This window comes from Brevundimonas pishanensis, assembly GCF_022750635.1.
GTDB lineage: Bacteria > Pseudomonadota > Alphaproteobacteria > Caulobacterales > Caulobacteraceae > Brevundimonas > Brevundimonas pishanensis.
The window spans coordinates 297058-322098 of the sequence record NZ_JAJKBG010000002.1 but is presented as its reverse complement, the minus strand read 5'-3'; the positions used below and the strand labels follow the sequence as shown (position 1 = coordinate 322098).

General features: G+C 58.3%; 25 protein-coding genes and 1 tRNA gene. 9 read left to right on the top strand and 17 right to left on the bottom strand.

Annotated elements, in window-relative coordinates; all coding sequences use genetic code 11:
* Positions 1–87 precede the first annotated feature (87 nt).
* The gene (locus tag LOX95_RS05335; protein WP_242913427.1) at positions 88–690 is read left to right on the top strand and encodes an HAD-IB family hydrolase; all 603 of its coding nucleotides are present in this window, start codon (positions 88–90) and stop codon (positions 688–690) included.
* Between the two features lie 21 nt (positions 691–711).
* Here LOX95_RS05335 and LOX95_RS05330 read toward each other — a convergent pair whose 3' ends face one another.
* From LOX95_RS05330 to tig, 5 genes are all read right to left on the bottom strand, one after another.
* Positions 712–1032, bottom strand: coding sequence for a hypothetical protein (locus tag LOX95_RS05330; protein WP_242913426.1), 321 nt, complete (start codon positions 1030–1032; stop codon positions 712–714).
* 31 nt (positions 1033–1063) lie between these two features.
* Entirely contained in the window at positions 1064–1594 is a 531-nt protein-coding gene (locus LOX95_RS05325) for a cytochrome b (protein WP_242913425.1), read from the bottom strand.
* A gap of 99 nt (positions 1595–1693) precedes the next feature.
* Positions 1694–2335, bottom strand: a complete 642-nt coding sequence (locus LOX95_RS05320) for an ATP-dependent Clp protease proteolytic subunit (protein WP_242913424.1) — start codon at positions 2333–2335, stop codon at positions 1694–1696.
* 107 nt (positions 2336–2442) lie between these two features.
* Positions 2443–3351, bottom strand: a complete 909-nt coding sequence (locus LOX95_RS05315; RefSeq protein WP_242913423.1) for a hypothetical protein — start codon at positions 3349–3351, stop codon at positions 2443–2445.
* 152 nt (positions 3352–3503) lie between these two features.
* Positions 3504–4847 carry a trigger factor gene (tig, locus tag LOX95_RS05310; protein ID WP_242913422.1) on the bottom strand — a complete coding sequence of 448 codons (1344 nt, stop codon included), beginning with the start codon at positions 4845–4847 and terminating at the stop codon, positions 3504–3506.
* A gap of 174 nt (positions 4848–5021) precedes the next feature.
* On the opposite strand from tig, the gene LOX95_RS05305 reads away from it, so the two are divergent.
* Both LOX95_RS05305 and LOX95_RS05300 read left to right on the top strand, forming a co-directional pair.
* Positions 5022–5723 carry an MBL fold metallo-hydrolase gene (locus LOX95_RS05305; RefSeq protein ID WP_242913421.1) on the top strand — a complete coding sequence of 234 codons (702 nt, stop codon included), beginning with the start codon at positions 5022–5024 and terminating at the stop codon, positions 5721–5723.
* 142 nt (positions 5724–5865) lie between these two features.
* On the top strand, positions 5866–6108 hold the full coding sequence (locus LOX95_RS05300) for a con-10 family general stress protein (RefSeq protein WP_242913420.1): 243 nt from the start codon (positions 5866–5868) through the stop codon (positions 6106–6108).
* A gap of 56 nt (positions 6109–6164) precedes the next feature.
* Here the strand turns inward: LOX95_RS05300 and egtD are convergent, their stop codons facing one another.
* From egtD to LOX95_RS05265, 7 genes are all read right to left on the bottom strand, one after another.
* Positions 6165–7085, bottom strand: a complete 921-nt coding sequence (gene egtD, locus LOX95_RS05295; protein WP_242913419.1) for an L-histidine N(alpha)-methyltransferase — start codon at positions 7083–7085, stop codon at positions 6165–6167.
* Positions 7061–8314 (bottom strand): ergothioneine biosynthesis protein EgtB, encoded by a 1254-nt coding sequence (gene egtB / locus LOX95_RS05290; protein ID WP_242913418.1) that lies wholly within the window; start codon positions 8312–8314, stop codon positions 7061–7063. The genes egtD and egtB overlap by 25 nt, the downstream gene beginning before the upstream one ends.
* Positions 8315–8402: 88 nt before the next feature.
* Positions 8403–9614, bottom strand: coding sequence for an acyl-CoA dehydrogenase family protein (locus LOX95_RS05285; RefSeq protein WP_242913417.1), 1212 nt, complete (start codon positions 9612–9614; stop codon positions 8403–8405).
* A gap of 119 nt (positions 9615–9733) precedes the next feature.
* On the bottom strand, positions 9734–10036 hold the full coding sequence (locus LOX95_RS05280; protein ID WP_242913416.1) for an SCP2 sterol-binding domain-containing protein: 303 nt from the start codon (positions 10034–10036) through the stop codon (positions 9734–9736).
* A 125-nt stretch (positions 10037–10161) separates the two neighbouring features.
* The gene (locus LOX95_RS05275) at positions 10162–10842 is read right to left on the bottom strand and encodes a TorF family putative porin (RefSeq protein WP_242913415.1); all 681 of its coding nucleotides are present in this window, start codon (positions 10840–10842) and stop codon (positions 10162–10164) included.
* A 187-nt stretch (positions 10843–11029) separates the two neighbouring features.
* Complete coding sequence (locus tag LOX95_RS05270) at positions 11030–12415, bottom strand: ammonium transporter (protein ID WP_282452680.1); 1386 nt, start codon at positions 12413–12415, stop codon at positions 11030–11032.
* A 586-nt stretch (positions 12416–13001) separates the two neighbouring features.
* Positions 13002–14231 carry a TIR domain-containing protein gene (locus tag LOX95_RS05265; protein ID WP_242913414.1) on the bottom strand — a complete coding sequence of 410 codons (1230 nt, stop codon included), beginning with the start codon at positions 14229–14231 and terminating at the stop codon, positions 13002–13004.
* A gap of 275 nt (positions 14232–14506) precedes the next feature.
* Between LOX95_RS05265 and LOX95_RS05260 the strand changes: the two genes are divergently transcribed.
* The gene (locus LOX95_RS05260; protein ID WP_242913413.1) at positions 14507–15088 is read left to right on the top strand and encodes a recombinase family protein; all 582 of its coding nucleotides are present in this window, start codon (positions 14507–14509) and stop codon (positions 15086–15088) included.
* 223 nt (positions 15089–15311) lie between these two features.
* Here the strand turns inward: LOX95_RS05260 and LOX95_RS05255 are convergent, their stop codons facing one another.
* Positions 15312–15629: a hypothetical protein gene (locus LOX95_RS05255; RefSeq protein WP_242913412.1), complete on the bottom strand. Its 318-nt coding sequence runs from the start codon at positions 15627–15629 to the stop codon at positions 15312–15314.
* A gap of 75 nt (positions 15630–15704) precedes the next feature.
* Here LOX95_RS05255 and LOX95_RS14220 point away from each other — a divergent pair, with 75 nt between their 5' ends.
* Positions 15705–15950: a helix-turn-helix domain-containing protein gene (locus LOX95_RS14220; RefSeq protein ID WP_282452677.1), complete on the top strand. Its 246-nt coding sequence runs from the start codon at positions 15705–15707 to the stop codon at positions 15948–15950.
* A gap of 149 nt (positions 15951–16099) precedes the next feature.
* On the opposite strand, the gene LOX95_RS05245 is transcribed toward LOX95_RS14220, so the two are convergent.
* Together LOX95_RS05245 and LOX95_RS05240 are read right to left on the bottom strand one after the other, a co-directional pair.
* Positions 16100–17623: a DUF6538 domain-containing protein gene (locus tag LOX95_RS05245; protein ID WP_242913411.1), complete on the bottom strand. Its 1524-nt coding sequence runs from the start codon at positions 17621–17623 to the stop codon at positions 16100–16102.
* Positions 17624–17704: 81 nt separating this feature from the next.
* Positions 17705–17796, bottom strand: a tRNA-Ser gene (locus LOX95_RS05240).
* Between the two features lie 168 nt (positions 17797–17964).
* On the opposite strand from LOX95_RS05240, the gene LOX95_RS05235 reads away from it, so the two are divergent.
* The 4 genes from LOX95_RS05235 to LOX95_RS05220 are packed head-to-tail and all read left to right on the top strand — an operon-like array spanning position 17965 to position 22812.
* Positions 17965–19485 (top strand): exopolysaccharide biosynthesis polyprenyl glycosylphosphotransferase, encoded by a 1521-nt coding sequence (locus LOX95_RS05235; RefSeq protein WP_242913410.1) that lies wholly within the window; start codon positions 17965–17967, stop codon positions 19483–19485.
* Positions 19485–20936 carry a lipopolysaccharide biosynthesis protein gene (locus LOX95_RS05230; RefSeq protein ID WP_242913409.1) on the top strand — a complete coding sequence of 484 codons (1452 nt, stop codon included), beginning with the start codon at positions 19485–19487 and terminating at the stop codon, positions 20934–20936. Before LOX95_RS05235 ends, LOX95_RS05230 begins: the two co-directional genes overlap by 1 nt.
* Before the next feature lie 41 nt (positions 20937–20977).
* Positions 20978–21865, top strand: a complete 888-nt coding sequence (locus LOX95_RS05225; RefSeq protein WP_248286870.1) for a glycosyltransferase family 2 protein — start codon at positions 20978–20980, stop codon at positions 21863–21865.
* Positions 21862–22812, top strand: coding sequence for a glycosyltransferase family 2 protein (locus LOX95_RS05220; RefSeq protein WP_242913407.1), 951 nt, complete (start codon positions 21862–21864; stop codon positions 22810–22812). The genes LOX95_RS05225 and LOX95_RS05220 overlap by 4 nt, the downstream gene beginning before the upstream one ends.
* Here the strand turns inward: LOX95_RS05220 and LOX95_RS05215 are convergent.
* Both LOX95_RS05215 and LOX95_RS05210 read right to left on the bottom strand, forming a co-directional pair.
* The gene (locus tag LOX95_RS05215; RefSeq protein WP_242913406.1) at positions 22792–23490 is read right to left on the bottom strand and encodes a P-loop NTPase family protein; all 699 of its coding nucleotides are present in this window, start codon (positions 23488–23490) and stop codon (positions 22792–22794) included. The genes LOX95_RS05220 and LOX95_RS05215 overlap by 21 nt on opposite strands.
* A gap of 44 nt (positions 23491–23534) precedes the next feature.
* The gene (locus LOX95_RS05210; RefSeq protein WP_242913405.1) at positions 23535–24974 is read right to left on the bottom strand and encodes a GumC family protein; all 1440 of its coding nucleotides are present in this window, start codon (positions 24972–24974) and stop codon (positions 23535–23537) included.
* Between the last annotated feature and the right edge of the window lie 67 nt (positions 24975–25041).

Here is a 25041-nt window from a genome sequence, read left to right as displayed (position 1 = left end):
CCGCAGGAACTTATGGGGAATACAGGCAGGATGTCACAGATGGGTAATGTGGACGCGTCGCGCCAGCCCCCTTTTCGCACAAGCGAAATGCCAAAGGAAATAGTCGCGTTCGATTTTGACGGCACTCTGTCGATTCGCGACAGCTTCACCGCATTTCTCAAATGGCGGGTAGGACCACTTAAGTACCTTGGCGGGATGCTCCGGCTGGTGCCGGCGGCCCTTGCCTATCTTGGTGACCGCGATCGGGGGCGGATCAAGGCAGCGTCGGTCGATGTGTTTCTCAAGGGCATCAAGCGCGAGGCACTGGCCATTCAGGCCGAGGCCTATCGCGACGAGGTCTGGAAGAAGTTTATGCGTCCGGACGCTCTCGCCAAATGGGAAGAATGGGGTGCCAAGGGTGTCCACCGCGTCATCGTGACCGCATCGCCCGAAACGACCATCGCGCCATTCGCAGAGCGGTTGGGTGCGGAAAACCTTATCGGCACGCAACTGGAGTTCGATGGCGATGACCGCGTCACCGGACGGTTTGCCACACCGAATTGCCGTCGCGAACAGAAGGTCCAGCGCATCCACGCCGTCTACGGACCCGATGTGCGCGTCCTGGCGGCCTATGGGGACACGTCCGGCGATGAACAGATGATCGCCATGGCCGAAGAAAAAGGCCTCCAGGTTTTCACCCGGAAGCCCTGATCTGTCCGACGGTGCGGGCGGTCAGTTGCCGTCCGCATCCACGTCGAAGTTCACCGTCTTGCCGCGCGACGCAGGCTCCCAGCCGGCTTCGATGATTGAACGTACCGTGCTGGCCAGCACGTCCAGATCGATGCGCTGCTTCTCCAGATTGGGAGAACCGTTCGGGCGGAACAGCGCAGGGTACTGGGCCACAGCCTCGCGCTTATAGTCCTGATGGCGGAAGGCGATGGCTATGCCCTCCCACGCATTCTTGCCCACCGGACGCTGCTGTCGGCGGAGTTCCCAAAGATAGACGTCGCCATCGACCTCTATCGTGCCCTTGGTGTCATTGGTGTACTGCATGGCGGCCTGATAGCATGTTCGGCGAGGAGGATCAGCCCGCCATCCGCTTCAGCGTGCCATCCTTCCAGACGAATTGGTGCACCAGCGTCATAACGATGTGCAGCGCGATCATCACAAGCAACACCCACGCCATTTCGCCGTGAAAATCGCTACCCAGCTTGGTCATCCACTCGATCTTGTCGGGGCCGCCTTGCATGATCGTTAGCCCGAACGCCTCGAATGGCCTGCCAGACCCGTATTGGCGCACCAATGCGATCGCAGGAACGACCAGCAACAGGCCGTAAAGCACCAGATGACCGGCGACCGCAGCCTTGCCGATCAACTCTCGGTGCGCGGCAGGTCGTTGGCGCAAGTTTACCAGTCCCCACACAGCGCGAACTACGGCGAGTATAAACAACAGCAGGCCTGTCGCCTTGTGTTCAGAGCCCCACGCTTCGGTCAGCGGTGTTTCGCCCAAGACCATGCCGACGATGACGCCGCCCAGCTGATAGGCTAGCAGCGTCGCAATGGACCAATGCAGCACCCGCGTCACCAGTCCGTATTTCAAGCCGTTATCCCACATCACCCTGCCCCGCGCTCATACTCAAATTACGTGCAAACATGATTCGGGGCGGCCCGATAATCCGGACCGCCCCGCGTCATTTCGTCATGTCGTCAGGCGTTAGGGAGCCTTCACGCCGTCCGCGTCCGCCTGAATACGGCGATCATAGACGTGGTCCACGATGCCCCAGGCCTTGGCTTCGTCGGCCGTCATGAAGTGGTCACGGTCGAGCGTGCGCTCAACCTCTTCATAGGTGCGACCGGTGTGCTTGACGTAGATTTCGTTCAGACGACGCTTGGTCGCGATAATATCTTCGGCGTGACGCTCGATATCCGAAGCGGTACCACGGAAGCCACCCGACGGTTGGTGCACCATCACGCGTGCGTTCGGCAGAGCGACGCGTTGACCGGCTTCACCAGCGGTCAGGATCAGCGAACCTGCCGAAGCGGCCATACCCATCACCACAGTCGAAACCGGCGAGCGGATGTATTGCATGGTGTCGTAGATCGCCAGCGCCGAGGTCACCTGACCGCCGGGGCTGTTGATATACATGCTGATTTCCTTCTTCGGGTTCTCCGATTCAAGGAACAGCAGCTGCGCGCAGATCAGCGAAGCCATGCCGTCTTCGAACGGGCCGGTCAGGAAGATGATGCGTTCACGCAGCAGGCGCGAGAAGATGTCGAACGCCCGTTCACCACGGCTGGATTGCTCCACCACCATAGGAACGAGATTGTTGGAGATGTAGTCGATCGGATCGCGCATGTGGGCCTTTTCGAGAATCTCGGGGCGACTCACAGCCGCCCACCTTAGTTCTCACGATATCATCACCCGCTATGGGCGATGCAAGGCCACATGAGCGGATTAAGCGATTAAGACGGATCAACCGCCGCATCGACCGCCTTGCGACGGGCGCGCGGGCCGACCTGGGCACGTTCCATCAGGGCGGCGATCTCGCCACGCTGTTGGGTCTTGGACACGCCGGTAAGCTCGGCACTGTACAGAGCCTTGAGATAAGCCATGTCCCACTCGCTCATTCCCTCATATTCGCGATCCGACATAAGGGACAGAATGGAATCATATCCGGAGAAGTCGGAGTCCAGGTCCACCTGCGAAAACGCAACCATAGCTGCAAAGTCTGCGATCTGGCGGGAGTTCAGGCCCTGCAGCTTGTTGAAGTCGAGAATAATGATGACGCGGTTGATGTCGTTGCGGATCTCCGAGCGCAAGCGCGAACCCGCGCCGGTCACAAAGGGAGGATCTTCGCCCGGCAAACGGGTCGCGATTGCCCCGGAACGCGCGTCGACCGGCATTGAGACATGCCACCAGCGGATGCCCGCATCAGTGTTCTGGAACCGGTCCAGCGCTGCGTAGGTGCGCACCATTCCAGAACCGCCCGGTACGAAGGCGCGGCGACGCGAGTCTACCAACCCCTTGGCAAAGGCAGCCCCATCGTCCGCCGCAATCACGAGCACATTGGGTTTGCAGCCCGGACCGCCAACCTCGAGACCAATGGCGTCGCCCACGTCCGAAATGCGGTCCACGACATATTGAGCCATCTCACCGCGCATATTCACGGCACCGACACAGACATTATTATGGAAGCGTGCGACCCGCAGGTTCGGGTCCGGCAGAGCTACGTCGTCAAGGAAGCTACGGATTTGCTCGCCGACCGGACGTCCCGCCACGACGATGTCATCCACCTGCGTCGGCGACGACGGAGCCTGCTGCGGCGGTTGGGCGGTGAGTGCTCCCGCGAGAGCCAAGGCGGCAAAAAACATTCGTTACTCCTAAGGGTCGTCCTTACGTAACATTGCTAGGTACGCGCCATTAGTTAAATCGATGCATGGATTGCGGCAAAAAATAGTTCAGCAACGAAAAAGGGCGGCGCTTTCGCACCGCCCTTTAAACTTCTGATCAGAAGGACCGCCGATTAGGCTTCTTCTTCGTCTTTCAGCAGCTCTTCCTTGGTGATGGCTTCGTCCTTCACCTTGGCGACCGAGACGATCAGGTCGACGACCTTCTCTTCATAGATCGGAGCGCGCAGCTGGGCAGCTGCGTTCGGGTTCTGACGGTAGAAGTCCAGAACCATGCGCTCTTGGCCCGGGTAGTTGCGGGCTTCGGCCATGATGGCGTTCGACAGTTCCTGATCGGTCACGCCGACGTTGTTCAGGCGACCGATTTCAGCGAGCACGAGGCCCAGACGCACGCGGCGCTCGGCGATCTTCTTGTACTCGGCCTTCAGGTCGTCTTCCGACTTCTTGGCGTCGTCTTCGGTCAGGTTGCCAGCTTCCTTGTCGGCCGACACCTGAGCCCAGATGCCTTCGAACTCGGCTTCCACCATCTTCGGCGGCAGCGGGAAGTCGTGACCGGCGTCCAGAACGTCCAGCAGAGCGCGCTTCAGCTTGAAGCGGGCTGCGCCAGCGTATTGCTGGTTCAAGTTGGCCTTCAGCAGCTCTTTCAGCTTGTCCAGCGACTCCAGACCGATGCGCTTGGCGAACTCGTCGTCGATGGCGGTTTCGGTTTCAGCCTTGATAGCCTTGACGGTGACGTCGAAGGTTGCGGCCTTACCAGCCAGGTGAGCGGCTTGATATTCTTCCGGGAAGGTGACCTCGATGGTCTTCTCTTCGCCGACCTTGGCACCCTTGAGCTGCTCTTCGAAGCCCGGGATGAAGCGGCCCGAACCGATGACCAGATCAGCGTCGGTAGCAGCGCCACCGTCGAACTCGACGCCATCGATCTTGCCGACGAAGTCGATGGTCAGTTGGTCGCCATCAGCGGCCTTGACGGTCTTGCCCTTCTTGTCCTCGTAGGACTTGGCTTGCGAGGCCAGTTCCTTGAGAGCTTCTTCGAGGTCTTCGTCCGACGCTTCATAGGTCGGGCGCGACAGCTCGAGGGTCTTCGGATCAACCGGGGTGAACTCCGGCATGATTTCCAGCGACATTTCGTACGACAGGTCTTCTTCGCCTGCGACGACCTTGTCCATGTCCGAGATCAGCTTCATCTCTGCCGGAGCAGCCGGACGGACCTTCAGTTCGTCCAGAGCGCCTTGGCTGGTTTCGTTCAGCGAGGCGTTGATGATTTCGCCCATGAAGTCACGACCGAAGGTCTTCTTCACATAGGAGGCCGGCACCTTGCCCGGGCGGAAGCCTTTCAGCTTCATTTGCGGGGCGACTTCCTTGATACGGGCTTCAAGCTTTTCGTTCAGCTCTGCTACCGGAATGGTCACCGCGATCACGCGGCTGAGGCCTTCGTTCGACTTTTCGACGACTTGCATGGTCGGATATCTGACGCTCTGGGGCGACGCCCAAAAGGCGCGCGAGTGGAATAAAGCAAAAGGACCGCCCCACAGGAGCGGTACCCTCGAAGCCCGCTCTTATGTCGATCCAAGACCCTTACGTCAACGCGCAGCGGGTTTCTTTGATGTTCTAGCAGCGCTATTTCAGTGTTTATGAACCAGCAAGTCGCACCTATTGGCGTTCTCGTCAGCCCCGTCACTCCGCTTCAGCAGAACTGCACCATCGTGTGGTGCACCAAAACCCTGAAGGCTGCAGTCATCGATCCCGGCGCATCCGCAGACGCGCTCTATGCCGAGATCAAGCGCCGCGGACTGACGCTGGAAGCGATCTGGATCACACACGGACATCTGGACCACGCCGGTGGCGCACAGGACCTGCAAGATCTGTCGGGCGTCGAAATCGTCGGACCGCACACAGCCGACAAATTCTGGATCGATATGATTCCAGAACAGGGCCAGCGCTGGGGGCTGCCGGACGCCCGCAGCTTCACTCCGACCAGCTGGCTTGCTGACGGTGATGCCGTGGAATTGGGTGAAACCCGCTGGGAAGTCTATCACTGCCCCGGTCACACGCCCGGCCACGTGATCTTCTTCAACCGCGAGGCGCGATTCGCCCAGGTCGGGGATGTTCTTTTCCAGGGATCGGTGGGCCGTACCGATTTCCCCCAAAGCTCCCATCAGGATCTGGTGCAGTCGATCGTCCAGAAACTCTGGCCGCTAGGGGACGATGTGACCTTTATCCCCGGCCACGGCCCCCACTCGACCTTCGGGCAGGAGCGGCGCACAAATCCCTTCGTGGGCGACGCCGCTTTGAACAGCGATGAATTGTCAAATAACACGTCCGGATTTGCTTGATTAACAGCAATTAATGCTCGTTATTTCCGATGCTTAACATGTTGGTCCCGCAAAGGTTGTAAAATGCGACAAAGGTCGCGGAACCTTAGCTACGCTCGGCTCCTTCTTTCTGTGAGTGCTACAGTTCGAAAGGAGTTCGCATATGGCCGACCAAGTACCGGCTAAGCCTTCGGGTATTTCCAAACGTGGGTTCGCGTCGATGGACCCAGCGCGTCAGCGTGAAATCGCCCGCAAGGGTGGTGCAAGCGTTCCTTCGGAGAAGCGCAGCTTTTCCCAAGATCGTTCTCTGGCCGCACAAGCCGGTCGAAAAGGAGGCGAAGCTTCTCACGGTTCGCGCAACAAGGCTGATCTCAAGGATCAATCGGCTACTCCGCGTGCCAACTAAGACTGTGGCAACCTGAGTAATCCAAGGGCGGTGCAGCGATGCACCGCCCTTTGTCTTTACGCCGGGGCCAGCACAGCCAATGCGACCGACGGTGCGTCGGATTGGGCCCAGTCTCGCACGCTCCACCCCGAAGCCGATGCCAGTTGTTCGATCTGGTCACGACTGAACTTGCGCGAGCTTTCAGTGTGCAGCGTTTCGCCCCCGGCAAAATCGTAGGTCATACCGTCCAGCGTGACTTGGGTATCCCTCACGGCTTCCAGATGCATTTCGATACGCGAGCACGCCTCGTTCCACACCGCGCGGTGACGGAATGCCGTAAGGTCGAAGTCGGTGCCTAACTCTCGGTTGGCGCGCTCAAGCAGGTTGAGATTGAACCTCGCCGTCACGCCTTGCGCGTCGTCATAGGCTGCCTCCAGCGTTTCGCGATCCTTGATGAGATCCACCCCGAGGATAAACAGCGCATCCTCACCCAGCATGCGACGCGAAGATGCGAGCAGCCTGACGGCCTCGTCCCGCTCGAGATTTCCCAAGGTCGAACCGGGGAAAAACCCTACGCGCCTGCCGCTCGGCAAATCGTCCGGTAGTGATGGCAATGCGCTGAAGTCACCCAGCACAGGTCGGACATCCAGCTTGGGATAGTCTGCACGGATAGACGCGGCGGCCTCTTCAAGCGCCGACTGGCTGATGTCCAAAGGAATATAGGCCGCCAGTGCAGGCAAAGCGTCCAGCACGATACGGGTCTTTTCGCTGGCACCGGAGCCCAGTTCGACCAGTGTCGCGTCGGGGCCGACACCCTTAGCCCACGTTGGTGCCACTCGGCGCAACAACGCCCTCTCCTGCCGGGTCGGATAATATTCGGGCAGTCGAGTGATGTCCTCGAACAGCTCCGAGCCTTTGGCATCGTACAGCCATTTGGGAGATATCGATTTTGGCGATGCGGCCAGCCCTTCGGTTAGTTCACGACGAAAGGCTTGCATGCCACCTCCGGATTCTGGGCGCGATCAAAGGCCAGTCGCAGACCGGTAAAGGCCCAGCGCTGGTGCGGATAATAGAAGTTGCGATAGGTGGTTCGCAGGTGATCGCGTGGCGTCGCGAAGCTTCCGCCGCGCAGGATCATCTGGTTGGCCATGAACTTGCCGTTATACTCGGCGGCAGTCCCTTCGGTCGGCTGGAAGCCGGGATACGGGCCGTAGGACGACTGGGTCCACTGCCACACCTCCGTATCCAGATTTGAGAACTCCGCTCCGCGTGTAGCAGCGGCGTGCTCCCATTCGGCCTCGGTCGGCAAGCGACCGCCGGCCCACCGCGCGAAGGCATCGGCCTCGTAATAATTGATGTGTCGGACGGGCGCGTCTTCGTCGAGATCGGCCTCGCCCGTGACGGTAAACTGCTTCCAGCCCGAGCCACTGCTGCGCCAATATGCGGGCGCTCTCAGTCCCTCCGTTTGCACTAGCGCCCAGCCGTCAGACAGCCAAAGTTCCGCACGCTCATAGCCGCCGTCTTCAATGAAGCGCGCCCACTGGCCGTTGGAAACCAGATCGGCCGACAAGGCGTAGGCATTTAACCACTGCCGATGAACCGGTATTTCGTTGTCGAAGGAAAAGCCATCGACCTTGTCATGGCCGACGGACACCAAGCCTTCGGAGATCTCGATGACACCCCCTCTAGGCAAAGCCAAAGGTGCCGTGCGCGGCTCTTCGCGCCACGCTGCGGGACGTAAGGGATTGCGTGAAAAGAGATGCAGTAGATCCTGAACAAGAAGCTCTTGGTGCTGCTGCTCGTGATTGAGGCCAAGATTGAACAGATACTCTTCGGCTTCTGAAAGCGGATCATTCAGCCGGTCATACATTCGCCGGTCAATCTCGGCCCGATAAGCCTGGACTTCGCAAAGCGACGGGCGCGTCATTAGGCCTCGCTCCGCACGAGCGACACGCTTCCCCAAGGCTTCATAATAGGAGTTGAATATGAGTTGGAGCTGGGGATTTACCGGAACATAGCGAGGATCACGCGCCAGTATCATGGCCTCAAAGAACCAGCTGGTATGTCCAAGATGCCACTTTGCCGGACTGGCATTAGGCATGGACTGAACCACAAGGTCTTCCGGCGCAAAACCTGAGACCAAACGTAAGGTCTGTTCTCTAACCCTTTGATATTTTGAAAGCAGGGCCGTGCTGACGAGCGGAAGGGGGCGTGGGGCGGGTCGCATCGTTTCCCTCTGTAAATCGGCACATCGAGTGTACCGTTACATAGGCAACGCGAGGCGGGCGAAGGATGTTCCCCCGCCCCCTTAGACCTCAGCGCGCGGCTTGAACCGCTCTTGCCGCGTATTCCAGCCGGGCAATCGTGCGGTTGTGAACCTCGTCAGGTCCGTCCGCGATCCGCAGGGTGCGAACCGTAGCGTACAGTTCTGCCAGCGGAGTGTCAGCAGACACACCGGCACCGCCATAAGCCTGAATAGCGTCATCGATTACCTTGAGCGCCATTTTCGGAGCAGCGACCTTGATCTGGGCGATTTCGGAGCGGGCCCCCTTGGCACCCACATCGTCCATCATCCACGCGGCCTTCAGCACAAGCAGACGGCACATTTCAATCTGGGTGCGGGCCTCGGCGACACGCTGCTCCCAGACGGAGTGTTCGGCCAACGCCTTACGGAATGCTACGCGGCTCAACAGGCGATCCACCATCAGCTCGAGCGCACGCTCGGCAGCACCGATCACGCGCATGCAGTGGTGGATGCGGCCTGGTCCAAGGCGCCCTTGTGCAATCTCGAACCCTCTGCCCTCACCCGCAATCAGGTTCGCCGCCGGAACGCGAACATTCTCCAGCACCACCTCGGCGTGACCAATAGGAAGCTCGTCATAGCCGAATACCGAAAGCATGCGCTCGATACGGAAACCGGGCGTATCGACGGGCACAAGGATTTGGCTCTGCTGCTGGTGGACGGGGGCATCGGGATCGGTCTTGCCCATGACAATCGTGAAGGCCAGATTCGGGTGGGCCATATTGGTCGACCACCACTTGCGCCCGTTGATGACGTATTCATCGCCGTCTCGCTCGATACGCGTCTCGATATTGGTGGCGTCGGAAGACGCGACGGCCGGCTCGGTCATCAGGAAGGCCGAACGGATTTCGCCCTCCATTAAAGGTGTCAGCCACTGTTCCTGCTGCCGCTGGTTTCCATAGAGGTGGAGCACCTCCATATTGCCGGTATCAGGCGCGTTACAGTTGAAGACCTCGGCCGACCACAGGTGACGCCCCATCATCTCGGCCAGCGGTGCGTAGTCCTGATTGCTCAGACCAGCCCCATGATCGCCCGGCAGGAACATATTCCATAGGCCTGCCTCGCGAGCCTTGGCCTTTAGCTCGACCATCACCGGAGAGAACACGCGCGGATTGGCGCGAACCGAAGCGATATAGGCGTCCTCCTGCGGAATGACGTGGTCCTGCATGAAGCGCGAAAGCTTGTCCTGCCAAACCAGCGATCGATCGGAAAAGCGGAAATCCATAGCATTAACCCTCCCCTGGGCATCGTTTGGCGCATCGCTCTGACTGGCGATTTAGAGCCATGAAAAAGGCGCGGCCCTAAAAGAACCGCGCCCTACTTTTCAGCTTAACCGCTTCAGGATCAACGACCCTTGAGCAGCGGAGCCAGCTTTTGTGCGAGCATCATGTCGCCAGTAACCTTCAGCTTGCCTTGCATGAAGGCCATCATCGGGTCGAGGCGGCCTTCGGCCAGAGCCAGGAAGTCTTCCATCTTCAGCGAGACGGTCGCATCGGCTGCGTTGTCATCGTTGGTGACGGTGTTGTTGATCCCGTCGATGAAGATCTTGCCAGCTTCGCCGAGGTCCAGCTTGATGGTCTTGCCGAAGCCGCCGTTGGTGTTGATGGCTTCTTGGATTTTTGCGGTGATTTGAGCCAGATCGGCCATGAGCGTCATCCCTTAGACGTTTGATACCCAAGAGCTAGCGGTTGCAGGCCCCCGTGCCAAGATCACCTAGCGTAAGGCTTTTTCACTTTCATCACTTATTTTCATCAGTGAAAGCAAAGCAACGGTCAGAAAGACAACCCCAGTCCGACAGTGACACGCGCGTCGCTGAGTTCGGATCGAACCCCGGAATCCCAGAAGCGGACGTCCAACGCGACATTGGCATTCACGTTATAAATCACGCCCGCGTTCCACGAATTGTAGTCCGTACCGACATCTAGATACTGGCGGCCGATGCCCCCGGAGAGCGACCATTTGTCGTTCAGTTCATAGCCCACGGAGGCTTCGATATAGGTGGCGTGCTCGTCCGCACCGAAGAAGTCGGGGGAGTAATAGACAGTGCCTCCGAACGTGACCTGTTCGATGGTCTTGGACAGGCCTGCCTTGAACTCGATCATGTTGTAGTCGCTGCCATCAGGTGCATCGACATAGGTGAAATAGGTGGCCCCTACGTCATAGTCCAAGCCACCCACCACGCCTGTCAGACCAGCGTAGAAATCCCACTCGGCATCGGTTCCGTCACCGAAGTTCACACTGGATGCCCAGGTGCCTGCATAGAACTGGCCGTAGGTGAAATCGACACCACCCTGCAAAGCCACGCCGTTATCGGACTGACTGAAGCCGCGATACATGTAGTCGCTCACCACGCCCGCGTTAAAGGACCATTCCGGCACCGCCTCTTGCGCGACAGCAAGCGTCGGAACAGTCATCAGGCCCAGCGCTGCAAGGCCAAGGATTGCATTTTTCATTAGTGTATCCCCTGGAAGTCATTGAACTTTACGCACGCGAACAGTCCCGACAGCGAAGCCGCCATCGGAGGTAAAACGATCACAGTACTCAGGGTGGCTTGCGGGCCGGACGACGGTGGGAGGACACGCCGCCCGGCACGACTTTGGGTATCAGCGGGGCATCAAAGCCCCACGGCTATGAAGCCGCTTAGGCAGAAGGCTCTAGAGCCTCACCATGCAGGTGAGTATCGAGGCCTTCGTCTTCCACGGTCTCGTTCACGCGAAGACCGGTGGTGTACTTGCAGATCACCAGCACGACGAGCGTACCGATGGCGCTCCAGACGATCGTCCAGACCAGACCCATGAACTGGGCCAGAACGTTTGCACCTTCTGACAGGTCGTTGACCGCAGTGGTTGCCAGAAGGCCCGTCAGCAGTGCGCCGACCAGACCGCCCGCGCCGTGCAGACCGAACGCATCGAGGCTGTCATCGTATTTGAGCAGCTTCTTGAGCCAGACCGACGAGACGTAACAGACCGGACCGGAGACCAGACCGATGATGAGTGCGCCCATAGGATCGACGAAGCCAGCGGCTGGCGTAATACCCACCAGACCGGCAACGATGCCGGATAGAACGCCGATCAGCGACCATTTGCGCTTTTCGATACGTTCGATGAACTTCCAGCTCAACGAGCCAGCCGCAGCTGCGATGAGGGTGTTGATGAGCGCGACAGCCATCAGACCATCTGCTGCGCCGGCAGAACCGGCGTTAAAGCCGATCCAGCCTACCAGCAGCAGCGAAGCACCGATCATCGTCAGCACAGGGTTGTGCGCTGTAATCGGCTCGACGCCGTAACCCTTACGGGCACCCAGGAAGATCGCGCACACAAGGCCCGCAACGCCCGAGTTCACGTGAACAACTGCGCCACCGGCGAAGTCCAGCACGCCACCCGCACCGAGGAAGCCCCCGCCCCACACCCAGTGGGCAATCGGGGCATAAACGATCAAGGACCACAGGGCGATGAACAGCAGCAGACCAGAGTATTTGATCCGCTCTGCAAAGGCCCCGGTGATGAGCGCCGGCGTGATGATCGCGAAGGTCAGCTGGAACGATAGCCAAAGATACTCCGGAATGCCCGGAAGAGCGGCGTAGGCCGTATCCTTGGTGATGCCCTTCAGGAACAGCGCGTCAAAGCTGCCGACAAAGCGGTTCAGCCCCTCATCGGGGTTCACGCCGAAGGCAATGGTATAGCCAGCGACCATCCATACCAGCGTGACTACCGCGAAGGCAGCCACCGACTGGGTGATGGTGGCCACCACGTTCTTGCGGCGCACCATACCGCCGTAGAACAGGGCCAGACCCGGCAAGGTCATCAGCAGCACCAGTGCCGTTGACGTTCCGAGCCAAGACGTCGCGGCGGCATCAAGCTCCAACGGAACCTGATGTGAAAACAGCGCCGGAGCGGCTGGCTCCGACGCTGTTGCAGCGACGTTTGCGATGGTTGTGGCTACCTCAGGGGTAGCCGCGGCACATGCCGCTCCGGCAGCGAGGAGACCGCCGGCAAAGCAGCCAAGGGCAACAAGCCCTGGCATCATGCTCTTTTTGTGCGTCACTCGAGTATCCCCCTCTATGTTTACGCATGTGCGAAGTTTTGAACGCATCTGCGAAATCAGCAAGAGTAAAAACGTCGGTATGCGAATATTTTTTGCGTGAACTGGCCGTCAACCATGTTCCGGCGCAAATACCATCCAGCTTAGCAGCGGGCGTAGAGCTGTTGTCGTGCGCAAACTGGCTGCAGTCGCGCGTCAACGCCCCAAATCATCAGGGCTGTAAAGTTAGCTTTTGAGGGAAGGTGCCGGATCTCGGCAAAGAGATCTGGCGGAGACGGAGGGATTACCCCGCCATCAATATTTATCCAGCAAAATCAGTAACCTAACGAAAGCGGAATGTAGCTGTTGTTACGCACTAATGTAGCAATTTGTATCAACTGCTCAATAGGTAAAAGGCGGCACGCTGGCGGACCGAGAGGGACTGTCTTCACGTCTCTTAAAATCGATGACTTAGAGCGTTTCGACTGCGTGAGCCGTAGTGTAGCAACTGGAGGGGTGAAGGTTTCTAGGCGTTCCGCAGAGGCGGGGGGATCGCCTCACCGCTCAATCCAATCATGTGGAAATCGCTTCATCAGCCTTGATCATTAGAGGTCGCATCATCTGCGCTTGGTTCTTCTGAAAGCCACGGGGGTTCAGGCCCGTCGGTATAAGTAATATTCAAAGCCGAACGCAGCGTGTCGTTCATATACTTTGCAACTTTAGAGTAAGGCACCTGAGCAGATTGCGGACCTACAGCATAAGGGCCTACTTGATAGGCACCAAAAAAGAACTCGATTGCCTCTTCGCCTAACGAATAATTACTGAAATCTGACCAGCTAGAAGTGCCGTTAACAATATCGTCTTCCATGAGGAGGGGGGTGTCTTCTTCGTCATCATCCCATCTTAGCTTCAATAGCTCTTCTTTAACCGTCGCTTGGATGATGCTCAGCACAGTTTCCTCTTCTGAAAACCATCTTTCGAGCCTGCCTAACTCGCAGCACGGGTCCAGTAAAAAGTTGAACGTATGAAAGCCAAAAATCGAATGCGCCGCACCTGCGTTATACCAGCTAACGCTATATTTGATGGAAACGCATCTACCTGCAAATACAGGATCTGAGGCGAACGCGTCCCATATATGCGATCGAAGTTCTCTTGTCATCCCGAAGTTATAAAACTCAGAGCTCTGATCTAGTATACTTAACCTTTGCTCTAAAAGGGAAGACTTTATCCAGCCTTTAATTATATCGGCACAGTCTGATAAATTTTGATATTTTCCGGATACTAGATGGACGACTTCGCTGGAGAACTGATATCCCGGCAAGCCGCTCCATTCTTCTTTAATCGCTACCTTGGTCCACGAAAGATCGTGCTCATGTGTCCATGCGGCGGTCGCAGTTTCGGCTTCAATGGCCTGATGACTAATCGCTTCACATAGATGATTGACGAAGTCAGGATCGGAGGCATCTAAGAATTGAAGTCCTTCCAGTTGATCCGGACGCCTTGCATCAACATCAAGCATTACGGGGATAATATAGATGTCGTCTACGAGCTTCTCTTCTAGCTTGTGAAGGGCAAGCTTAATCTCTCTCTGGACGTAACCGCGCCTAGTAATAGAGTTGTGGGATATAAACATTACAATTAGAGAGGCACTGTTTAATGCCTTTCTTATCTCGAAATCCCAATTCTGACCGCCGAGGAGGCGTTCTTTGTCGATCCACGCATTTAGCCCGCGCTGTTTTAGCGCCGAGTAGAACGGCATAACACGCTCACGGTCGGGGCTTGCGTAGCTGACAAAGATGAGTGGCTCATTCTGCATGTCCATTCATTAACCGTTGTTATTCAATAAAGCCACGCTCAACCGAAATTTGCCTTAGCCATCCGAGGCAGCTCATCTGAATTTAGAAGGGACTAGCTCCCCCCTTAGGTCCTACCAGCCACAAGAGGATAGTGGCCTCCCTGATACTCCAACGCACCAAGCGTAGAGCTGGGCGGATCATAAGTTGTAGCTTATGCGCTATAGCTCATAAGATACATTGACGGCTAATTGAGCTATGGTTATGAGCTAGATCAAAGAGCGTCCTAACTTATGAGCCAGACATGCACCGTATCGCATACTATCGCGTCAGTACCGGGGACCAGAGCATAGAGAGCCAGCGTCTCGCCCTTGGTGGGGACTTCGACCAAGAGTTCAGTGATGTTGGCGTGAGCGGTGGGACACGCGCTGCTGATCGTCCGGGGTTTGCGGACTTGCTTAACAAGGTGCGCTCTGGCGACGTTGTGCATGTGTACGCAGTAGATCGGTTAGGCCGGGACGCGCTGGATGTTCAAGCGACTGTGCGCCGCCTCATTGAAGCGGGCGTGACCGTGGATGTTTATGGCATCGGCCCCATTGGCAGGGGCGTCGGCGAACTGATCCTCGCAGTGCTCGCTCAGGTGGCTGACATGGAGCGCCAGCGTATCAGGGAGCGCACTGAGGCCGGGCGGCAGGTTGCCAAGGCAACGCTCGCGGCCACAGGAAAGACGCACAGGGGGAAGGAAAGCCTTGGCCGTCCTGTTGCTCAGGACGCGGCTGCGGTGGCCGTGTGGCGCAAGGAGAATGCTGCCAGCATTGCTCAGACCGCTCGTCATTTCGCGCTGTCACCGGCCACTGTGAAGCGATACTGCGCGGCTGTAGCGTGATGCGCGAGCACCCAAGTTCCGCAGCGTGACAGCCGGACCTCAGGACCGATGAGATATTTCTGATGCGAGAGAGGATCAGCCCGATCCCACTCTTGAAAATCGTTTTGATACCCTCTCGCACAACAGTCCCATTTACTTCCTGAGAGCGCTACTCATGGATTGGCCGCATCTATTTGAAACAGTTAGAAAATCAGCCTGATAGGCTTCGTGCTGTCCAATTCCTTTAAGTGGATGCTTGGCCTGAGAACATCCGTCCGATTTCCATGAAAGATTGGATCGTTTGAATGCTCGCCTTCATGAGCATGCGACGTCCCTGCTTCGTAGTGACCTGTCTGGTTGCAATCTGAGCGTCGGCTATGATCTCCAACTCGATCAATGCAGAGCGTAATCTCTGCATATCATCTTCATCTAGAGTGGCCTTAGCCTGATCGAGTAGTCGGCTGAGATTGCGATGAAGATTATGGTCAGCCTGTTCGCGAGCTAGAGCAGTGAAAAACCAAATCACTGCGGCTGCAACCAAAGCGCTTACGACATACCCCATGAAACCCTCCATATATGTTGGAATGGTTCATAGATCAGGTGGTGCGTAAATCCAACATCTGGCGTCGCTAGACGTATGCCAAGGGTTTCCGTCAGTACTGATAATCAGGCCGCGTTGGGGCGGCTAGGTGATGAAATTCGCTCGCGACGAAACGCGCAGAGCATGTCCCAAGAGGCGCTGGCTGATGCAGCAGGTATCAATCGGACCCATATGGGAGAGGTGGAGCGGGGGAAGCGAAACGTCAGCCTAGTGGCCCTAATCGGCATATCTGCCGCGCTGGGATGTTTGGTGTCTGAACTGTTGGCTGACGCTGGAATTTGAGCGGCAAATGCAGGTGCGGCATCTGTCTCCTTTCCGCCTTTGCAAAATCGCGGAATTGAGGGGCGCACAGGGGCTGATTTTCAGGGGCACATCTATCCCTGCCACAGACGTTATTAGGCGCTCAGCGCCCCGCATTTCGGCATTCGTGGCTACTTCAGGGATGCAGGGGGAGGAGGCAAGGTGAAGTCTGGCACCCGATAGCGGGCCATGCCCTCGACCAGCGGCCTGAGCGGATAGTCTCCACCGTATTTATCAGCTACCGAACCACTCTCGTGCCCAGTGATCGCGTCGTTTGCCGCTTTGCTGAGATCACACTCACGCCAATGGCGTTTAAAGTTATGTCGGAATGAGTGGAAGGTGATCTTCTTATCCGACACGCCGCAGACTTCGCGCAGGTGAAGGCCATACCATTTCGACCAGTTGCCGGTAATTACGCCGTAGCGGTCGGGTTTGAGGTCCGGGAAGATGCGAGCCTGCCCCTTGTCGCGAGCAGCATCCACAAAGCGAAGAAAGCCCAGATCGATAAGCGCCTGATGGATCGGGACACGCCGGTTGCTACTTGGGTTCTTCACCCTCAAGCCATCTTGCTTATCCTCCGTGATGCGGATGACCCACGCCCTCAGTTCCTTATCGTCCGCGTCCAGATAGACTTCCTGCAAAATGTCCTTCGGCCGAAGTTGACCAATCTCATTGAGCCGCGCGCCCGTGTAGAGCGCCAGCAATGGAAGCCAATAGGCGGCCTCCCCTGCCCCACGGTTAGGACGCTCGCCTTTGGTGTAGATCGCAGATCCGAACACAGCCTTGAGTTCACCGGCGCCATAGTAGCGACGAGGCGACGCTTCCCCCTTCATTGAGGGGGCCTTCACAGTGGCCGCCGGGTCGAGGGGGATTATGTCCTGTTCAACGGCGATCCTGAACAACGAGCGCAGATGATTGAGACGGCTGTCCACGGTCGCCGGTGCATTACCCTTGCCGATCAAGTGCGCCTTGAACGCAATCACATCGGCCTTAGTGATTGCACCTACGGGCTTTTCACCAACTACCGCGTAGAACATGGCACACGTCCGCCGCCACATATCGACAGATCTAGCATCAGGGCTACGTTCGGCCGCCCATAGTTTGATGAGTTCGGGCAGCATGGGCGTCTCAGGTGGAGGTGAGACTTGATCTCGCTCTTGCAATGTGACCGCCGTTGCCGAAAACACGGCCGCGCCATCGTCAGCTAGTAATGCCTTGTATGCTCTCCGCATCCCCTCAACTTGCACTAACGTCAGGTCAAGATTGTCGCCGCCTTCCAGTATCGTTTGATACATCTCTAGATTATCGCGCGCCCGCGCATTGAAGGCTGCCAAGTTCCCCGCCGCAAAGGCTGCTTCACGCTGTCGTTGCAGCGAAGCAAAGGCGGTAGCCGCATAAGCTTGCCGATCCATCGTAGCGGTTTCAGCGGACTTCAAACTAGTCGCCGGAGGTCTAGCTAACTGAGCTTCAGCCTGTTCAAAATCTATATCGGATTGGACGGCTGCAGCTCGGCACAGCCTCGACGCCTCGGCGCGATCCTTCGTTCCGAGAGAAAAAGTCAGTTCGCGCTTGCCGCCGAAAGCCGGCCGCAAATCATCTGGAATAACACGCCGGAAATAGTAGGTAGCACCACGCTTGGTCAGGTAGGTCGGCATAGGGCCTTCATCTGCTCCAGATGTAACACCCACTTGCGATAAGCCCCTGATTTTGCGGGAAAGCCAGTCCACAGAAGGGACTGGCGGAGACGGAGGGATTCGAACCCTCGGTACCCCTTACAGGGTACGACGATTTAGCAAACCGTTGCCTTCAGCCACTCGGCCACGTCTCCGGCAGGCGGCGTGGATAGCCCGTAACTGTCGGGTATGCAACGGGGTTTTCGAGAAATCTTGCGCGTTAACCTGCGGTATAGGCCACTAAGTCAGATTTCGACGTCATGTCAGAGGGGTTTTGGGCTGACAGGGGTTGGGTGGACGTCCGTTTGGAAGCGAATTTGGCTATGGCAGCGCGCGGTGAACCCGCGCCCGCAAGTGATCGCGATTCGACTCACAGTGAGTCGAAGCATGGCCATGCCATGCGCGGCCCCCTCCGCCCTGATGTATGGATCACCGCACGTAAGCGAAACGGATATCGACTACGCGTTTTCTACTATCGCGGTCTGGACCTCGCCGTTTCATTCCTGGTGACAGCGGGCTGGTTGGCCTATCCGCGCAGCATCGCAGCTGTCGGACAGCTGACCGTGCTCGAGATCGCTCCCTACCTTCTGGGGTGGCTGGGCGGAATGTGGTTCTTGCTCGCCTCCAGTTCGTACAGCTTTGTGTCTCCACGTGGGATCATCAAACACGCGCTGGTCGCCGGTGGCTGCATTATCATTGGCAGTCTGGCGGGCGGCATCACACAGATTGCCTTGGATCCCGATGGCACTCCCCGTTATCTGGTGTGGGCGTGCGGGTTTGCGGCCCTTATTTTTTGCCTCCATCTCATTTGGGCGATAGCGATCCGCAAGGGGCGACTCACTGGAGCGCTAACGCCAAATGTCGCCTTGGTCGGTGCGACCGATCATGCCGAGCGGATGATTCAGGCGGCGCTGAAGCGCCGGGACGTGAACATTCTCGGCATTTTCGACGACCGACGGGCCCGCAGACCCGATCGGGTTTGTGGCGTGCCGGTGCTTGGCGAAACAGAGGCGCTGCTGTCGCACCGACTCACCGGATATCTGGACTGTATCGCCCTCACCGTCCCCGGCGAGGCCAACGAGCGCGTCCGCCAACTGGAGCGAAGACTTACGCTGATGCCCAATCGGGTGGTGACTTTGATCCAGAGTGAGGCACCTTCCGACGAGGAAATCGCGCACGCGCTAGACAAGATGGCTCTAACGCCTGTCGCGACGCTCCGACATCCCCCTTCACGGGATACAGCCGCCTTTTACAAGCGTCTCCAGGACATCATCTGTGGCGCGGCGGCACTTCTTTTGTTGTCCCCACTCATGATCGCCATCGCCATTTGGGTGCGGCTGGATAGCAAGGGTCCCGCCCTCTTCCGGCAGGTCCGTCATGGGTTCAATCACGAGGAAATCGTCGTGTGGAAGTTTCGGACGATGCGGGCGGACCGCGCTGACCACTCCGGAGTTAGCCAAGTCACCAGCGATGACGACCGCATTACGCGCGCAGGCCGCTTTCTACGCACCACTAGCCTTGATGAGATTCCGCAGATATTCAACGTCGTTCGTGGCGAAATGAGCCTCGTGGGCCCCCGGCCCCACGCCATCGCGATGAAGACCGGTCAGGTTATGTCGTCGGACATTGTCGCCGATTACGCCCATCGCCACCGTATCAAGCCCGGGATGACCGGTTGGGCCGCGATCAATGGCTCGCGCGGTCCCATGCACACCGCCGCAGACGTCCGTCGTCGCGTGCAACTGGATATCGACTATATCGAGCGCCAGAGCTTCTGGTTCGATATCTGGATCATGGCCCGCACCCTGCCCGTTCTGCTGGGCGACAAGCTCGCAGTGCGCTGATGTTTGTTCGCGGTATTCTGGGTTACCTACCCTCAAACATCCTACAGGCCGTTGTCGGGGTGGCCACTATCTGGGTCTTCACCCACCTGCTAACTGCGGAACAGTTCGGCATCTATGCACTATCATTTGCGGTTCTGACGCTCGCCCACGTTTCGCTCTTTTCTTGGATCGAAGCAGCGATGGAGCGCCATTGGGCCGAGGCAGACCGCGACGGCGGGCACGGTGCACTATACGCCACGCTATATAAAACGGCGCTTCTGATCAGCGTCCTGTTCGTACCGGTGGTTATCGGCACCTATCTGTTTCTGCCCGCCAGTGCCGAAATACGCATTGCCGTCTGCATTGGCCTGATCGGAGTGCCGGTGCGCTGTTGCATGAATCTGGTGAAGGTCGCCTTGCGCGCTCGCGGCGATGTCCGCAGGGCAGCCAACCTCGACATGTTTTTCGTCGTTGCAGGTTTTGCAATCGGCATCGTCGCGGCGCTCAGTGGTGCTGGAGGGTCAGCGCCGTTGATCGGACTGCTGATCGCGCCCCTGTTGCTCTTGCCCGTGGTCCTGCCTGCCGAATTAAAGCGTGCGCGGGGCGGTGTCCTAAATGCTGACAGGCTCAAAGCCTTTGCTGCCTACGGGTATCCGATCTCCATCTCGCTAGGCATGGGGCTGATACTGGCGACGACAGATCGGTTCATGCTGGAATGGCTGATGGGCGAAGCGGCGGTTGGGGCCTATCACGCCAGCTATAGCCTCGCGAGCCGCACGCTGGACGTCATGTTCATCTGGCTTGGTACCGCAGGTGCGCCTGCCCTTGTCATGGCTCTGGAACGCGGAAGCCGCGACGCATTAAAGGAAGCCGCCACGGATCAGGCACGCGCCCTCATCCTGCTAACGATACCGGCAGCGGTGGGACTCGCACTGGTCGCGAGGCCGCTTGCCGAAGTGGTTATCGGGCCGCAACTTCGTAGCGCTTCGGCCATGGTGACCCCGTGGATCGCCGCATCGGCCCTGCTCTCGGGCTTCCTGTACTATTATTTCAATCAGGCCTTCACCTTGGCAAAGCGTACCCGATTGCTGCTGGTGACGATGCTGATACCCGCCGTAGTCAATATCGGCGGCAATCTTGTCCTCATTCCCCGGTTTGGCTTGTCAGGAGCCGCAGCAGCTTCTGTGGCGGGATATGGCGTTGGCGTGATCGCATCCATTTTTGTCGGACGTCGGACACTTCTGATGCCGGTCCCCATGCGTGATCTGACGTTGTGCCTCGCCTGTAGCGCAGCGATGGCCGCCGTTGTTCTCATGCTGCCAAGCTTTGGTGGCATCGGAGAAGTTATGTTGGACGCATCGGTCGGTGCGCTTGTGTATGCCGCGCTGGTTTACGCGACCAACGCCGGCAATGCCCGTCAATTACTTGCGCGGATCAGGGGCGAGGCCCGCGGCGTTGAGGCCGCGCTGTGATCCACCATGCCAATACCTCTTGGCCCGACGTACGGCCAAAGTTGTCCATCCTGATACCGTTTCTGCGCGATGATCCGACACCGCTTCTGGAACCGCTCTCCCAGCAACGACCGGACAAGGCGTCCCAGCTGGAACTGATCTTGCTAGATGACGGGACAAATGATCCCATTCTGTCCGCAAGGTTGGTCAGCCTTATCCAGTCGATACCGATTGCAGGATCGCTGATTACCCTCACCGAAAACTCAGGGCGTGCGTCCGGTCGGAACCTGTTGGCCCGCAAGGCGCGCGGCGAATATCTGCTGTTTCTCGATGCCGACATGCGACCCGATGGCGAGAGCTTTGTTGCCGACTGGCTCGCCTTGATCGACAACGCCGCGCCTGAAATTGCATTCGGCGGCTTCAGCGTCGATTTAGCCCCGCGCGATCCAGCCTATGAGGTTCATCGCGCCATGGCTGCGAAGTCCGATTGCCTCCCCGCCGTACGGCGGAGCCAGCAGCCAGAAAAATACGTCTTCACATCCAACCTTCTCGTCCGCTCAGACATCTTCACCACGGCGCACTTCGACGAACGATTCACGGGCTGGGGCTGGGAAGACGTGGAATGGGCCATGCGTGTATCTTCCGACCACGCCATTCAGCACCACGACATACCCGCAACACATCTGGGTCTGGATACTGTGCCCCAGTTGATGGCGAAGTACCGTCAATCGGCATCCAACTTCGCCAAGGTCGCGGCGCGTCATCCGACGCTGGTGGCAACCTACCCTTCGTACAAAATCGCGAGGATCATTAGGGCAGCATCTCTTGAAAAACCAATTCAGGCCGTGTCGCATCGCACGGCGGCTTGTGAGCGCCTGCCGGCCGGGTTACGCGCCCTTGCTCTCAGGTTCTATCGGGCGTCGCTTTATGCCGAGGCGCTGAGGGTATGAGCAAGGTCTACGTTGTTGTGCCAACTATGGGCCGTCCCGAGCAGTTGGACCGGGCAGTCCGTTCTCTATTCAACTCAGAGAATGCCGGCACTGTTGAAAAACTGGTCATTGTCGACAACCACCCACAAGCCACGGCCCTATCGGTTGCCAACCGTCTGAAGCACGAGGCAGAGTTTTCTGTAATCTACGTGCACGAGCCAAGGCCGGGCGTGGCGAATGCGCGGAATGCCGGCGTCACCCAATGTGCGGATGCGGACTTCATCGCCTTCCTCGATGATGACGAAGTGGCCAGCCCACAGTGGCTGAATGCACTGGTGTCCACAGCCTTAATGTATGACGCGGATGTCGTTTTTGGTCCGATCGACGGTTATGCCTCCTGCGCCCCCGTGGAGACCCGCCCACTGGTCGAAGCCTTCTTCAGCCGGTCTGGTCCGAAGGAAACGCAGCTCATCGATCGTGCTTACGGATGCGGCAACAGCTTGCTGAAGGCGAAATGTCTTATCGACGGGGTCCCATTTGACCCCGCAACCAACGAGACAGGCGGTGAGGACGACACACTTTTTGCCCGCCTAATCGCAAAAGGCGCAGTGATCGCGTGGAGTGCGGACGCCGCAGTGGAGGAGCATGTGCCGAAGCACCGTGCGACCATGCGCTACCTCTTGGTTCGCGCATTTGCCCGCGGCCAAGGCCCCAGTCAGACCTCAGCGGAGAACCGGCACTGGTTAGGCTTGATTGGTTGGAGTCTGGTAGGTGCCGCGCAAGTTTGTGTTTATGGCGTCTCGGCATTGGCAACACGCTTCGCCTCACCTCACACCAGTGCGCGCCTTGCAATAAGGTGCGCAGAGGGCCTTGGAAAGATGTTTTGGTTCAGTAGCTTTGAGCCCAAACTTTACGGCCAAAGCGAGTTAAAAGCACAGCCTGCAGGGTCAAGCGATCAGGCGACGTAAGGCTTTGGGTGGTTGATAGGTCGCGCGATTGATCACCACCCCGGACAAGCGCCCGCCGACAGAGGCGATTTGGGTTCTCAGGCCTAGAGAAGGCCCCACGTCTCCGCGCTCGCCGACCACCATCACCACATCGTCCATAAAGGGTGCCAGCATCATTGCTGCGTCGCTTCGGTCCGCCGCCGGAACATCGACAATCACGGTATCGGCGTGATGGGCCAGCGCGGCCCAATAATCGCCCTGGCGAAGAATAATCGCGTTCTGACCTGCCTTGAGCGCCTCCTGCCGGAAGCGCGATACGTACAGCCTTCGCCCAAGGAAAGGTTTCGCCGTCAACAATCTGGCAGGCCTTACGCGCCGACCCGCATCGTCGACAAAGGCCGGCTTAAGGGCAAAGAAGCATGACCCGTCAGGTGATGCCGCCACGGCCGAACCCGCGCGCCCAAATCGTTCCGGATGCTGGATCATCTGGATTTGCTGCTCTTGCCGCCCCAAATCGGCGTCGATCAGCCAAACCGGCTTTTCGGCACGGACCGCCGCCAAACGCGCGAACTCACGCGAGACGGTGGATGCCCCTTCGCCTGTTTTAGCGCTTACGAACATGATCAAGCGGCCGCGATGGCTCGGAGCAGCGCCCAGCGCCGTCCAGAGGCCTGCCATCTCAGCCGTTAAGTCAACCATGCGAATCGGTGCGCCCTAAAATAACAGGGTGATCCTAGCACGGCTTAGCGTTTAGCAGGGGCCACGGCCAGCACGGGCAAATCAAACGTACGCCGGGCGGCAGACGGGGTGAGCACATTACCCCGCGTGAACACCCTGAGAAGGCCGGCGCAGATCGCAGAGAAGGCTGCGAAAGCGAGCAGCAGCGCCATAAGGGGCAACTTCATGCTTTTACCCGTCAACGGCGGTTGGGCGCGCTCGATGACGGTGACGTTGTCCGCACCAGCAGAAACCAGTTCGCTATCCGCGCGGCTCTGGGTTTCACGCAGTTGAAACTCGCGGATCGACTGGCTGAGGACTTCGCGGTTACCAGCCAGCGTCGAGTTGCGGGATTCGAGATCCGTCAGGCGCGATTGGCGAGCCTTGATATCGGCCAGTTGGTTGTCGATGACCCGCAAGCGCGCCCCCAGTGCATCGCGTTCGGCCATCGTCGAGATACGTGTGCCTTCCAACTCCACCCAGACGGGGTTCGGGCCAGTTCTGATCTCTTTAGGTCCAACCGAGGTTCCGGTTTGAACATAGGCCTGAAGCTGGCGAATGCGGGCATCGATCTCCTGAACCGGCGCAGCATCGGGTTGATATCGTGACAGAAGCGCCTCCCGTTCAGTGCGCAACTGAAGAACTTGGTCCTGTGCGCTGACGTTCAGATCTTTCTGCAAGGCGATATCGGACGGCACCCTTCCCTGTTGGGCGGTTATCGTCGCGAGGCGTTGCGCAGCCTGATTAAGTTGCGCCTGTGTGGCCAATCGCTCTGCAAAAAGGGTTTGATAGCTCTGCGACAAGGCCGCCTTGGCCGTCGCGAAATCGCCGATGTCGTTGGACTTCAAGAAGTCCTCGTATGCCTTGTCGGCTGCGCTCAATTCCTGTTCGAACGCGGCGCGCTGGCTACGGATCGCCGGTGTCGCGCGGTCGCGGAACACCTCGCGGCGATAATTCAGGTATTGGTCGATGACCGAGTTCAGAACCTGCGCGGCCTGACGTGGATCAGTGCTTTTATATGAGAGGCCTATCACCGGACTCTCGGGCGATACCGAGATGGTCAGCGCCTGCCCGACCGCTTGAATAGCCGCGGCCTCAGCCTTGGCTCCCTCTACCGGCCCCTTGGCTGCAGGCTGGAACGATTCGACGCCCATCGCGCGAACGACGCGTTGCTTGACTTCGAGGCTGTTGAGAATGGCCGCCTCGGACTGGGCCACTTCAGACGCCATCGGCGGGCTGCTATCGCCCGCCCCCACACGCGGCTGATAAACGTATTCCTGCCCTACACCCACGAAGAGTGTCGCACCGGCCGAATATGATCGCTTGAGAGTCAAAATGGCTGCGGTGCCCACCGCGACGATCACGATAAACACAAGCGCCATCAGCCATAACTCGCGCCACAACAGCGCGACGACATCGACCAACCCATAGCGGGCGCGGCCATGTCCGGTGCTGATTGACGCCATACGCTCAAGCCTGCGAAAGATGAACCTCTGCTATATGAATGCCCCAAAGGGCGTTAATCAGACGTGA